Annotated in this window: 13 protein-coding genes; 7 read left to right on the top strand and 6 right to left on the bottom strand. The window is 62.1% G+C overall.

The genetic code is table 11. The annotated features are described in order from the left end of the window. The first annotated feature begins 87 nt into the window (after nucleotides 1–87). Nucleotides 88–849 carry a CHAD domain-containing protein gene (locus D8U82_RS10060; protein ID WP_130888503.1) on the top strand — a complete coding sequence of 254 codons (762 nt, stop codon included), beginning with the start codon at nucleotides 88–90 and terminating at the stop codon, nucleotides 847–849. A gap of 236 nt (nucleotides 850–1,085) precedes the next feature. Continuing rightward, the gene (locus tag D8U82_RS10055) at nucleotides 1,086–1,880 is read left to right on the top strand and encodes an acyl-CoA thioesterase domain-containing protein (protein WP_073472411.1); all 795 of its coding nucleotides are present in this window, start codon (nucleotides 1,086–1,088) and stop codon (nucleotides 1,878–1,880) included. 1 nt (nucleotide 1,881) lies between these two features. Here D8U82_RS10055 and D8U82_RS10050 read toward each other — a convergent pair whose 3' ends face one another. The 3 genes from D8U82_RS10050 to D8U82_RS10040 all read right to left on the bottom strand — a co-directional run bounded on the left by D8U82_RS10050 (nucleotide 1,882) and on the right by D8U82_RS10040 (nucleotide 4,945). After that, entirely contained in the window at nucleotides 1,882–2,247 is a 366-nt protein-coding gene (locus tag D8U82_RS10050) for an Mpo1-like protein (protein WP_016770891.1), read from the bottom strand. 202 nt (nucleotides 2,248–2,449) lie between these two features. Beyond that, on the bottom strand, nucleotides 2,450–3,931 hold the full coding sequence (locus D8U82_RS10045; RefSeq protein WP_130902141.1) for a methyl-accepting chemotaxis protein: 1,482 nt from the start codon (nucleotides 3,929–3,931) through the stop codon (nucleotides 2,450–2,452). Nucleotides 3,932–4,138: 207 nt separating this feature from the next. Beyond that, complete coding sequence (locus D8U82_RS10040; protein WP_130902140.1) at nucleotides 4,139–4,945, bottom strand: TatD family hydrolase; 807 nt, start codon at nucleotides 4,943–4,945, stop codon at nucleotides 4,139–4,141. Nucleotides 4,946–5,179: 234 nt separating this feature from the next. Between D8U82_RS10040 and D8U82_RS10035 the strand changes: the two genes are divergently transcribed. The 3 genes from D8U82_RS10035 to D8U82_RS10025 all read left to right on the top strand — a co-directional run bounded on the left by D8U82_RS10035 (nucleotide 5,180) and on the right by D8U82_RS10025 (nucleotide 7,707). Next, complete coding sequence (locus D8U82_RS10035; RefSeq protein ID WP_125926352.1) at nucleotides 5,180–6,601, top strand: transglycosylase SLT domain-containing protein; 1,422 nt, start codon at nucleotides 5,180–5,182, stop codon at nucleotides 6,599–6,601. A gap of 113 nt (nucleotides 6,602–6,714) precedes the next feature. After that, nucleotides 6,715–7,149, top strand: a complete 435-nt coding sequence (locus tag D8U82_RS10030; protein WP_125926351.1) for a DoxX family protein — start codon at nucleotides 6,715–6,717, stop codon at nucleotides 7,147–7,149. A 249-nt stretch (nucleotides 7,150–7,398) separates the two neighbouring features. Continuing rightward, nucleotides 7,399–7,707: a class I SAM-dependent methyltransferase gene (locus tag D8U82_RS10025; protein WP_130902139.1), complete on the top strand. Its 309-nt coding sequence runs from the start codon at nucleotides 7,399–7,401 to the stop codon at nucleotides 7,705–7,707. A 6-nt stretch (nucleotides 7,708–7,713) separates the two neighbouring features. Here the strand turns inward: D8U82_RS10025 and greB are convergent, their stop codons facing one another. The 3 genes from greB to D8U82_RS10010 are packed head-to-tail and all read right to left on the bottom strand — an operon-like array spanning nucleotide 7,714 to nucleotide 11,433. Then, the gene (gene greB / locus D8U82_RS10020) at nucleotides 7,714–8,211 is read right to left on the bottom strand and encodes a transcription elongation factor GreB (protein ID WP_130902138.1); all 498 of its coding nucleotides are present in this window, start codon (nucleotides 8,209–8,211) and stop codon (nucleotides 7,714–7,716) included. Between the two features lie 34 nt (nucleotides 8,212–8,245). After that, complete coding sequence (locus D8U82_RS10015; RefSeq protein ID WP_130902137.1) at nucleotides 8,246–10,750, bottom strand: ABC transporter permease; 2,505 nt, start codon at nucleotides 10,748–10,750, stop codon at nucleotides 8,246–8,248. Then, nucleotides 10,750–11,433: an ABC transporter ATP-binding protein gene (locus D8U82_RS10010; RefSeq protein WP_130888508.1), complete on the bottom strand. Its 684-nt coding sequence runs from the start codon at nucleotides 11,431–11,433 to the stop codon at nucleotides 10,750–10,752. The genes D8U82_RS10015 and D8U82_RS10010 overlap by 1 nt, the downstream gene beginning before the upstream one ends. Before the next feature lie 10 nt (nucleotides 11,434–11,443). On the opposite strand from D8U82_RS10010, the gene D8U82_RS10005 reads away from it, so the two are divergent. Then, nucleotides 11,444–12,049 carry an arylesterase gene (locus D8U82_RS10005; RefSeq protein WP_177434126.1) on the top strand — a complete coding sequence of 202 codons (606 nt, stop codon included), beginning with the start codon at nucleotides 11,444–11,446 and terminating at the stop codon, nucleotides 12,047–12,049. 57 nt (nucleotides 12,050–12,106) lie between these two features. Continuing rightward, complete coding sequence (locus D8U82_RS10000; protein ID WP_016770881.1) at nucleotides 12,107–12,400, top strand: hypothetical protein; 294 nt, start codon at nucleotides 12,107–12,109, stop codon at nucleotides 12,398–12,400. Nucleotides 12,401–12,486: the final 86 nt, after the last annotated feature.

The raw sequence follows: 12,486 nt of genomic DNA, 5'->3' as shown, positions 1-12,486 counted from the left end.
CAAGCTGCAAGCGGCAAGCTCAAAGCGACCCCATTCAGCTTGAAGCTTGTAGCTAGAAGCTTGCAGCTGTCTACGGAGTAGACCCCCATGATCGATCGCTTGGTGGCTCATGTTTTGAGCCTGGATGTGCGGCTGCTGGCATGTCAGGCGCGCTTGACTGCGCGCACTGATCCCGAGGCGCTGCATGATTTGCGCACTACGGTGCGGCGCTTGCGCAGTCTGTTGCGGCCGTTGCGCGGCTTGCCGGGAGTCGAGCAACTGGAGGCGGCGGCTTCGGCAGTGGGTGATCTGACCACGCCGTGGCGTGATCGCGAAGTGTTGGCGGCGTATCTGCTCGAGCATGAACAACCCGAGGCTGCGCAGCGGCGTCTGGCGCAAATGGCCGAGGCGTATCCGGCGCTGGCGGCGAGTGCGGAACTGGCTTCGCTGCTGATGATTCTCGACGCCTTTCCACGATTCTTGCGCGCGTCGCAGCGTCAGGGTCTGCTCAAGGATCTGGATAAACGCATTGAAAAACGCTTGGGCAAACAATGGCAGAAGCTCGATGCGGCGCTGCACGATCCCGCCCATGACCGCCATCGTCTTCGCCTGCTGATCAAGCGCGTGCGCTATGGCATCGAAGCCTATCCCGAGTTGGATCGCTTGCCGAAACCGGCTTACAAGCGCCTGAAATCGGCGCAAGGCGCACTGGGCGACTGGCACGATTGCTGGCAATGGCTGGCCCGCGCCGAACAGGAAGCCGATCTGCAACCGTGCGTGGCCACCTGGCAGGCGGGGTTGATCAAGGCAGAGCTGAAGGCCGATCAAGTGCTGGAAAAGCTCAGCGCGACGTGTTTCAAACACTCCTGAAGATGGCTCTGTTCCCCTGTGGGAGCGAGCCTGCTCGCGAAGGGGCCGTGTCAGTCGCAATCGTTGTCGACTGATCGACCGCTTTCGCGAGCAGGCTCGCTCCCACAAGGTGATTTGTCGCTTGAAGGAATCGGGCCAAGGCCTATCTGTCAGCCCATTTGACCGGAATAGACGCTGCGCCGCCGCCCGGGGCTGGGTAAGATCCGCGCATTCCTTTCTCGTTTTCCGAGGTTGCCATGCGCTTTTGCGATCTGCTCGATGCTGTCCGCCAACAACCTGAAGTGACAATCCCCGCCGAATGGGGGCAGGGCCGCGCCAGTTTTGGCGGGCTGGTGGCCGCGCTGCAATTTGAAGCCATGCGCGCCAGGGTGCCGACGGAGCGCCCCGTGCGTTCGCTGGCGATTACCTTTGTCGGCCCGGTCGAGCCGGAGGTGCCGGTGAGTTTCGAAGTCGATGTGCTGCGTGAAGGCAAAGCGGTCAGCCAGGTGTTGGGCCGCGCCATGCAGAATGGTCAGGTGGTGACGATCATTCAGGGCAGCTTCGGTGCCTCGCGGCCTTCGGAAGTCGCCGTCGAAGCCTACCCGGCGCCAACGATGAAGCACTGGGACGAATGCCAGGAGCTGCCCTACATCAAAGGCGTGACCCCGGAATTCATGCGCCATCTGGCGATGCGCTGGAGCGTCGGCGGTATTCCGTTCTCCGGCACGGCCTCGCGCTTGATGGGCGGCTGGGTGCGGTTGCGTGGGGATGTCAAAGAGGAGCCGGTCAACGAGGCGCATCTGCTGGCGCTGGTGGATGCCTGGCCGCCGGCGCTGTTGCCGTATCTGAAGAAACCGGCACCGGGTAGCACGCTGACCTGGACCATCGAATTCGTGCAGCCGTTACACGACTTGAGCACGCTGGATTGGTGCCAATACTTGGCCGACATCGAGTACGCAGCCGACGGCTACGGCCATGTCGCGGCGAAGTTGTGGAGTGCGAAAGGGGAGTTGATTGCCATGAGTCGGCAGACCGTGACGATCTTCGCCTGACTCAATGCCGACGGTGGCGCTCACGCCAGGCGCGCCACCAGCCACCGCTGAGAAAGAACCGTGGGAACGTCAGAAACTGCTCGACCAGCAAACGTGACACGGCATCTTTGCGATCACTGAACGGCTCGGAGGCTTGCGCCTCCAGGCCGTGACCGTGGCGCTGCAGACCCAGCGCCGCGATGATACCGATCACGCCGATGGCGACGCTGGCCAGGCTCAGGCTGAACACCCCCGACACTATCAGCAGAAACGCCACGATGAACAGCGGCACGGCAATCAGGTGCAGGACCAGATTGGTCGGATGCTGATGGTTGCCCGGGTAGGCGCGCCATTGCCACGCGGGAAGGTTGGGGTGACGTTTGCCCATGTTTGCTACTCCTCGATCCATGTTGAACACATGCTTGAAGAATAGGCCCGGGCGAGGAGGGCGGCGAATCAAGGTTGGCTATTGAAGTGATAGCCGTCATCGCAGGATTCGATGTAGATGCCTCTGACGCCTTCGCGAGCAGGCTCGCTCCCACATTGATTCAATGGTGCATGTGGGAGCGAGCCTGCTCGCGAAAGCGGACTCACAATTTCAACTGACCTATCGCCTTGTTCAACTCCCCGGCCAATGTAGCCAGCTCATTACTGGTCGTCGCCGAATCCACCGTCTGCTGCACGGTATTTTCAGTCACGTCACGAATACTCACCACCGCCCGGTTCATCTCCTCGGCGACCTGACTCTGCTGTTCCGCCGCCACGGCAATCTGCGTGTTGCTTTCGCGCATCTGCGCCACCGCTCCGGTGATTTCCGCCAGCGCCGCGCCAGCCTCCTGCGCCTGCTGCACGCAGTCGTCGGCCTTGTAAGAACTCTCCTGCATGAAATCCACCGCATCGCGGGTGCCGGCCTGCAACGCGGCGATCATGCTGGTGATCTCGTCGGTGGACGCCTGCACGCGCTTTGCGAGGTTGCGCACTTCATCGGCGACCACGGCAAAGCCGCGCCCCATCTCCCCGGCGCGGGCCGCTTCGATCGCCGCATTCAGCGCGAGCAGATTGGTCTGTTCGGCAATGCTGTGAATCACACTGACCACGCCGTTGATCTTCTGACTGTCCTCGGCCAGGCGTTGAATCATTTCTGCCGTCTGCTGCACGCCGCTGGACAAACCGGCAATCGACTGCTGCACCCGCGCCACCACCTGCTGACCGCTGCCAGCGAGACCATCGGCGGCTTTCGACAGATCGCGGGTGGCGCCGGCGTGTTGCGCGATGTGATAAACGGTGGCGGTCATTTCGTTGATCGCAGTGGCGGCCTGATCGGTTTCGCTTTGCTGGCCAAGCATGCCGTGGCGCACATCATTCATGCTCGAGGCCAGCCGCGCAGCGCCGTCATCCAGTTGTCGAGCGGTGCTGGCAACGGTGGTTACGACGCGTTGATAACCGGCCTGCATGGCGTTGAAGGCATTGGCCATCTGCCCGACTTCGTCCTTGCCCACCAGCGGAACACGAGCAGAAAGATCGCCGGTTTTTTCAACGTGCAGCATCACGTCTTTCAACGTGTTGAGCTGGCTGAGCAGAAAGCGGATCAGCAGTTGCGAAGCGCCGAGCATCGCCAGCATCAGGACGAAGACCGCCAATGCATAGTTGGCGAAACGCTCGCTAAACACCTGGCTCAGGCTCGGGGCATAGGCGATGACCGCCACTTGCTCACCGTCGGCACGGCTGAACACTTCGGCGCCCAGCAACGGGTCGTCACCGAACAGTGGCATTTCATTGATGGCATTCCAGCCGTTGCTGCCGCTGATTTCCAGCAGCGGTTGATCATTGAGACGCGGCGCTTCACCGCGCTTGAAGGTCAGCACCTGAGCGGACTTGGGCAACGATTGCCCGGTCGGCCAGGCCTTGAGCAACTGCGCCTGCGCCTGCGCGGACTCCTGCGCGGCATGGCTGCGGGCCTGTTGTTCGAGATGCACGGCGTACAAAACCAACAGCAGGGTGGTGACAAAGGCGACCGCGTTGACCGCCCAGAATTTATATTTCAGCGAGATGTTGCTAAGCCAGGCACCCATGGAGGTCTTCTCTGATAGCGGAAACAGTTTTGGCAAGGTGCCATTATTGTGCCGCTATGCAGATTCGGGAGTTTTGATATGAATCAACAGATGCCGAGATCTATTGTGGGAGCGAGCCTGCTAGCGAAAGCGCTGCGTCATTCAGCCCATTTGTAGCCGATCCACAGCCTTCGCGAGCAGGCTCGCTCCCGCGGGGGACGTGTGCAGTCAGGGGAGAATGGGGAGTTTAAAAAACGCCCGGGCACACGCGGTGGTATGCGCGGCCAGCGCTTCCTCGGTCTCGCCGCGATGCAACGCCACTTCGCGCAGCACTTCGCTCAGATACGCCGGTTCATTGCGGCCGTTTTTCGGCTTCGGCCGCAATGTGCGCGGCAGCAGATACGGCGCGTCGCTTTCCAGCATCAGCCGTCCCGCTTTGATCTCTTTGACCAGCGGATGCAGATGCGTGCCCCGGCGTTCGTCGCAGATCCAGCCGGTGATGCCGATGTGCAGATCCAGATCGAGGTAGCTGAACAAGGCCTTTTGCTCGCCAGTGAAGCAGTGCACCACCGCCGCCGGCAGTTGATCGCGGAAGTCCTTGAGGATCTCCAGCAGCCGCTGGCTGGCATCGCGCTCGTGCAGGAACACCGGCAATTGCAGTTCGACGGCCAGCGCCAGGTGTTCTTCGAGAACCTTTTCCTGTTGCGGGCGCGGGGAGAAGTCGCGGTTGAAATCCAGCCCGCATTCGCCCACCGCGACGACGCTGGATTCGTTCAACAGACTGCGCAGGCGACGAGCACTGTCAGCGTTCCAGTCGCTGGCCGAATGGGGGTGAATACCGGCGGTGGCGAACAGCCGTTGGCCGCTTTCATCCAGTTGCTGGCACAGTTCCAGCGCCTGCTCGCTACCCTCGACGCTGGTACCGGTCAGCACCAGTTGGCAGACGCCGGCGGCGAAGGCGCGGTCGAGCACGGCCTGGTGTTTGTCGGCGAAACTGGGGTTGGTCAGGTTGACGCCGATATCGATGAGTTGCATGGTGCTACCTCGGGCCGAAGGCCGGAAAGCATATCAGAGCTGTAGATTTATAAGAAAAGCCAAGAACTACAACGACTTATGGCTGTCTGTTGAGGCCGCGAAGGACTCCGGGGTGGCGACGATGCCATCACTGTGCCAGTCTCTCGCACTTTACCAGCGCTCAAAGCGCTCTGTTTTCGTCGGTGATGTCGTCTTTTTTGCGACGAATCGCCCCGTATTCTTTTCGGAGAGTGGATGCATCGTCCCTCGGTTCTGCTGCTGTTGTGTGCTGCGTTGCTGCTGCCGATGACGGCGGTCGCGCGCCTGCCCGGGCCGCTGCAAGCCGTGCCGGCGAGCAAGGTTCGCGACCTCTCGGACATTCGCAGCAGCCGCGTGTTGCGGGTGTTGGTCAATCAGAGCCGCAACAGCTCCGGCGAGGTCCAGGGCCAGGCCATCGGTGTCGAGTACCACCGACTGCGCGCGTTCGAGCAATACCTCAATGGCCATGCTCGTGACGGCCAGGAAGTCACCCTCAAGATCATTCCCAAAGCCAAGGATCAATTGCTCGGCGCCTTGCAGCGCGGCGAAGGCGATATGGTCGCGCCCGGTGAATTGCTCGACCTGCCTTCTGGCTACGCGGTCGCCAGCAGTGAACCGATTGCCAGCAACGTGCCGCTGGTGCTGGTCGGCATCAAGGGCCAGCGCCGTTACACCAAGGTCGAGCAACTGTCCGGCAAAACCCTGGCGCTGCCCACCGGTAGTGCGGCGGGGGAGGTGGTCAGTCAGCTCAACCAGAAACTGGCGCTGCACAAACTCGCGCCGATCAACATCGAATGGGTCGATCCGACGCTGGCGGTCGAAGATGTGCTGGAGATGGTTCAAGGCGGGATTTTCCACCTGACCATCGTCGAGCAACCGATTGCCGAGCGTTGGGGCAAGATCCTGCCGAAGCTGCGCCTCGATCGGCAACTGAGCCTCGGCGAGCCGGGCGAGGAGCATTGGTTCGTGCGTCGCGATGCATCGATGTTGCGCGCGAGCATCGATCGCTTCCTCACCGATTACAAGAAACCGTCGGACGAAGACGCGGCCTTTCTGCGCATCTATCGACGCCTGTATCAAGTACACAATCCGCTGGCCAAGGCCGATCGCCAGCGTCTGGAAAAACTCCGTCCGACCCTGCAAAAGCACGCCGATGCGCAGAACATGGACTGGCTTAACCTGGCGGCGCTGGCGTTCAAGGAGTCGCGTCTGCAGCCCAACGCTCGCAGCGGCAGCGGTCCGACCGGGCTGATGCAGATCACCCCGTCCGCCGCGCAGCGGGTCGGCGTGAGCAATATCCAGAATCTCGATGCGAATGTGCAGGCCGGCGCCAAGTACCTGGCGATGATCCGCCGCAAGTTCTTCAGCAGCCCGAAACTCAACGAGCGTGAGCGCATGGCCTTCACCCTCGCCGCGTACAACATCGGCCCCGAGCGCGTGCAGGGCATGCGCGCGGAAGCCCGCCGCCGCGGCCTCAATCCCAACCAGTGGTTCTTCCAGGTCGAGCGCATCGCCATGGAGCAGGTGGGGATGGGCGCCGTCAGCTATGTTAATAGCGTGAACAAGTATTACCTGGCATTCGACCGGGAGCGTGAGTCGCTCGAGCCCCGGCAGCAGAAAGTGGTCACACGGAAATAATCTAACAATTCGATTGTTATGGCGAAATTTTTGCGCTTTAAACATGAAATAAACTGATTAATATAGCGACCAACCCAAACACACAAACACTTCTGCACAACAAGGAATGCACCATGAGCTCTCTGATCAACAAGGTTCTGTTCACCCGCGCCGGTTACGGCCTGACTGTCCTGCGCATTGCTGTCGGCGTGATCTTCGCCGCCCACGGTTCGCAGAAACTCTTTGGTCTGTTCGGTGGTTACGGCCTGGCCGGCACCGCGCAATGGATGGAAAGCATCGGCCTGACCCCGGGCTATCTGATGGCCGCGCTGGCAGGTGGTACCGAGTTCTTCGCCGGTCTGGCGCTGATCATCGGCCTGCTGGCACGCCCGGCGGCACTCGGTCTGGCGTTCCTCTCGCTGGTGGCGATCTTCTCGGTGCACATCGGCAACGGTCTGTTCATGGCCAACAACGGTTATGAGTTTGCTCTGGCTCTGCTGGCCGGCAGCATCGCGGTACTGATCGAAGGTGCCGGCAAGCTCTCCGCGGATCGCGCCATCGCCGGTTGAAGGCTCTGGCTCAAGGCAAAGGCCCGCATTGTGCGGGCCTTTTTTTGTTGCGGGGGATTATTGACACTGGTCGGTCACCTTCTCTAGGATGTTGCCCATGCGCCGATTTAAACAGCTACTTGCGGGGCGCCAGGTGACTTCTACAGTTACCGTCAGAAGCCGGAACAGGGCTTCGAAATACCGCTAAAGCGCTGGTTCGGTGTTGCCTCTCACCTGCCATGCAGACTTTTGAGGCAGAGACACGACACGATGAACGCACTACGCCCTCCAGCACGTCCCGCGCCGATCACGGCACATGTCACCCAGCACAACCCGAAAATCCTTCTTGGCGGCAAACACCAGCCGACGCTGTTGCGTTATCTCGATGGCTGGCCACGTCGCAGCGGCGGTCCTGCCGCGTTCCTGATCCAGTTTGTCGATGACGGCGAGTCGCTGGCGCGTTTCGCGACGGACAGCTTTGATCTGGCGGTGATTCAGGCGCCGAGCGCAGACGATGCGCCGGAGATGATCAAGCAACTCACCCGCGTTGCACGGCAGGGTCTGATCACTCGGCGCTGATGGTGCTTACGGGTATTCAATCGCAACGATGTAAACGAACTGCTCGCCGGTCGGCGTCTGCACCCGCACTTCCGCGTCGAGTGCCTTGCCGATCAGCGCGCGTGCCAGCGGCGAGTCGATGCTGATCAAACCCTGTTTGAGTTCCAGTTCATCGGGGCCGACGATGCGGTAGCGCGACTGCTTGCCGTCCTCGTCTTCGATGGTTACCCAGGCGCCGAAATAGACTTTGTTCGGGTCGCTGGGTTTTTCGCTGACCACCTTGAGCGCTTCCAGGCGTTTGGTGAGAAAACGCACGCGACTGTCGATTTCGCGCAGCATCTTCTTGCCGTAGGTGTACTCGGCGTTTTCCGAACGATCGCCCTGCGCCGCCGCTTCACTCACCGCCTGGGTGACCTGCGGGCGACGCACATGCCACAACTCATGGAATTCGGCGCGCATCCGCGCTTCACCCTCGGGGGTGATCAGCGCGGTGCCGGCGGTGCGGGGAGGGCGATAACGGCTCATGGCGACTTCTTGTGATTAAGACCGCTTGAGTCTATCAACCCTCGCGCAACACTGTCAGCGGGCTGGCGTTCAGCGCCCGACGCGTGCCGAACACACCGGCGCCACCAATCAGCGCGGCGCCAATCAGCGGTAGCACCAGCAGCCATGGATGCGGATGCCACGGCAAATCGAAGGCGAAGCGGTACAGCACCAGACTGACCACCTCCGAACCGATCGCCGCGAGCAGACCGCTGACCGCACCCAACAAACCGAATTCGATACGCCGCGCCTTGATCAGCAACTGCCGCTCGGCGCCCAGCGCGCGTAATAGCGCACCCTGGCGGATTCGTTCATCCAGCGTCGCTTGCAGACCGGAGAACAGCACGGCCATCCCCGCAGCCAGAACAAACAACAACACATATTCCACCGCCAGGGTGACCTGAGCGAGGATGCTGCGCAGCTGTTCGAGCAACGCTTCGACCTGCAGGATGGTCACCGCCGGGAAGGTCCGCGACAGCTCGACGATCTGCTGATCATGCCCTGGCGCCAGGTAGAAACTGGTCAGGTAGGTCGCGGGCAGATCCTTCAAGGTGCCGGGCTGGAAGATCATGAAGAAGTTCGGCTGGAAGTTGTCCCAGTTGATTTCGCGCAGGCTGGTGACCTTCGCTTCGCGATTGACCCCGCCGACGCTGAATACCATGTGATCGCCGAGTTTGAGTTTCAGGCTTTCGGCCACCTTGCCTTCCACCGAAACCCCCGGCACGTCGTCGGACGGCTGGCCGCTCCACCACGAGCCGGCGGTGAGCTTGTTGCCCGCCGGCAGATCTGCCGCCCAGGTCAGGCTCAGGTCACGCTGGATGGCGCGGTCACCGGCCGAGTCCTTGCTGACGATTTGCTGCACCGCCTCGCCATTGATGCTGATCAACCGACCCGGCACCACCGGATACAACGGCGCCGCTTGCGCCGACACCTTGATCAGGTGATCGGCGAAGGCCTGCTTGTCAGCCGGGAGGATATTCAGCGCGAAATAGTTCGGCGCGTTTTTCGGTAGCTGGTTTTGCCAGGTGTCGAGCAGTTCGCCGCGCAGCAGTGCGATCAGCGCCATCGACAACAGGATCAGACCGAACGCCAGCGACTGCCCGGCCGCCGCCAATGGATGCCGCAACAACTGGCCAAGGCCCAGACGCCATGGCAACGAGGCGCGGGCGAGCATGCGGCGCAGGCTTTGCAGCAGCAACAACAGCAGGCCGCCCAGCACCAGCGCGGCGACCACGCCACCGCCGAGCAGGGCGAAGGTCAGCAGCAGGTCGAGGCTCAGACGCCACATGATCAGGCCCAGCGCACCCAGCGCCGCGCCGTAGACCATCCATGTGCTCGAGGGGATCGGCAGCATGTCGCGGCGCAACACCCGCAGCGGCGGCACGCGACCCAGTGCAGCCAATGGCGGCAAGGCAAAACCCGCCAGCGCCACCAGCCCGGTGCCAATCCCGGCCATCGCCGGAAACAGCCCGCCCGGCGGTACGTCACTTGGCAGCAAATCATGCAGCAGGGCGAACAGCCCCAGTTGCGCCAGCCAGCCGAGCAGCGCGCCACTGATGGCGGCAACCAGGCCGAGCACGGTCAGTTGCAGGCTGAACAGCACCATGGTTTCCCGGCGCGACAAGCCGAGGCAGCGCAGCAAGGCACTGGCGTCGAAACGTCGACTGGCGAAACGGTTCGCCGACAACGCCACGGCTACGCCAGCCAGCAATACCGCAACCAGACTGGCCATGTTCAGGTAGCGCTCGGCCTTGCCCAGCGCGCCGCCAATCTGTCGGTTGCCGTCGCGGGCATCCTGGATTCGCTGGTTTGCAGCGAGGCCCGGTTTGATCAACTCACGATAGGTTTCCAGCGTCTGCGGTTCACCGCGCCACAGTTCTCGATAGCTTACCCGGCTGCCCGGTTGCACCACGCCGGTGGCGGCGAGGTCGTCAAGATTGATCAGCACCCGTGGCGTCAGGCTGTAGAAGTTGCCAGCGCGATCCGGCTCGTAGGTCAGCACGCGGGTCAGCTTCAAGGTCTTCATGCCGACGTCGATGCTGTCGCCGATCTTCAGATCCAGCGCGGTCAGCAGACGTGCCTCGACCCAGGCTTCCCCGGATTGCGGTTCGCCGCCGACTTCTTCCTGGGCAAAGGGTGCGGGCGCGCTCTTCAGCTCGCCACGCAGTGGATAGGCGCGGTCGACGGCTTTGATGCTGGATAACTGAATGCCGTTGTCGGTGGCAATGACGCTGGAAAACTCCACCACTTGTGCATGATTGAGGCGCAGTTCGGTGCCGCTGCGGATTTGCTCCTCGCGGGCCGGCGAGCTGCCTTCAAGGACCAGATCGGCACCGAGAAACTCGGTAGCGCGCAGCATCATCGCGCCGTTGAGGCGGGCGCCGAAGTAGCCGATCGCGGTGCTCGCCGCGACGGCCACCACCAGCGCAAAGAACAACACGCGCAACTCACCGGCGCGGGCATCGCGCATGAGCTGGCGCAGGGCAAGGCTGAACAGACGCAACAGCGGCAGACGTGCCATCAAGGCTCCAGAGGGGCGACCAGCAGCCCGGCTTCAAGACGGATCAGGCGCCGGCAGCGATGGGCCAGGCGTTCGTCGTGGGTCACCAGCACCAGGGTGGTGCCGCGTTCCTTGTTCAATTCGAACAGCAAGTCGCTGATGCGCTCGCCGGTGTGGCTGTCGAGGTTGCCGGTCGGCTCGTCGGCGAACAGCACGTCCGGTTCGGCAGCGAAGGCGCGGGCGATGGCCACGCGCTGCTGTTCACCACCGGAGAGCTGGCGCGGCGAGTGGGTCAGGCGCTGGCCGAGGCCGACGCGCTGGAGCAATTGCGTGGCGCGCTCGCGGGCATCTTTGCGGCCATCGAGTTCGAGCGGCAGCATGACGTTTTCCAGCGCATTGAGGCTGTCGAGCAACTGGAACGACTGGAAGACGAACCCGACGTGCTCGGCGCGGATTCGTGCGCGCTGGTCTTCATCGAGATTGCTCAGGCCCTGGCCGGCGAGGGTGACTTCGCCGCTGCTCGGCAGGTCGAGGCCGGCGAGCAGGCCGAGGAGGGTGGATTTGCCGGAACCGGACGCGCCGACGATGGCCAGGCTGTCGCCCTTGTTCAGTTCCAGGCTGAGTTCGTGCAGGATAGTCAGTTCACCTTCCGCGCTAGGGACCACTTTGTTGAGGTTCTTCGCGGTGAGAATGCTTGCGCCCATGGAGAATCCGATGCGTGTATGGTTTTTGAGTGCTGGCCTGGCCTTGATGTGCATGGCCCAGAACGCAGCGGCGGGTACTGTCCTGATCGTTGGCGATAGTATCAGCGCCGGTTTCGGCCTGGATACCCGTCTGGGGTGGGTGTCGCTGCTCGAGCAGCGGCTCAAACAGGAGGGTTTCGACGATAAAGTGGTCAACGCCTCGATCAGTGGCGACACCAGTGCCGGAGGCCAGGCGCGGCTGCCGGCGCTGCTTGCAGAGCATAAGCCTGAGCTGGTAATCCTCGAGTTGGGTGGCAACGACGGCCTGCGCGGGATGCCGCCAGCGCAATTGCAACGAAATCTTTCCTCGATGATCGACAGCTCGCGGCAGAGCGGCGCGAAAGTGCTGCTGCTCGGCATGCAGTTGCCACCCAATTATGGCAAGCGCTACACCGATTCGTTCGCCGAGGTTTACGGCAAGCTCGCCGAAGAGAAAAACATCCCGTTGGTGCCGTTTTTTCTCGAAGGTGTCGGTGGTCATCCGGAGCTGATGCAGGCCGACGGTCTGCACCCGGCGGCCGGTGCTCAGAGCAAGTTGCTGGAAAATGTCTGGCCGACGCTAAAACCGCTGTTATGAGGCTTTTCTAGAGGCAGGCTTTCGGCTAATGTGGCGCCCCCTAATTTGGAGCCCCCGATGCCGCGTCCTGCCTGGTCCCTGTTTGCCTACCAACTGATCGAGCCTGACGAGCAGCTGGATCTGTTCGCCTGCCAGGAAGTGCGGGTGCATCTGGTGACGCGGCAGCTGGAACTCGGTGGCTCGGCCGATCGCACGCTCTGCGGCACTCTGCTGCCGGCGCAACCGCGCTGGTCGAATGTTGATCGGCGGGTGTTCCAGGATCAGCGCCTGTGCTCGCTGTGCCGGGCGATTCTCGAATCGCAGAAACGCGGTACGTCGCCGATCTGGCCCGAGCTTCGATTCGAACTTTAAGATCAAAAGATCGCAGCCTCGTTGCACTCGTCAGCTCCTTGTATGTTCCCCACACACCAGCATGAATGAGATCTAAGCTCGCTGGT

Origin of the sequence: Pseudomonas sp. Sample_23, assembly GCF_004307595.1 — a bacterium.
Classification (GTDB): domain Bacteria; phylum Pseudomonadota; class Gammaproteobacteria; order Pseudomonadales; family Pseudomonadaceae; genus Aquipseudomonas; species Aquipseudomonas atacamensis.
Note: the sequence above shows the minus strand (reverse complement) of the source record. Positions and strands in the feature narration are given on the sequence as shown.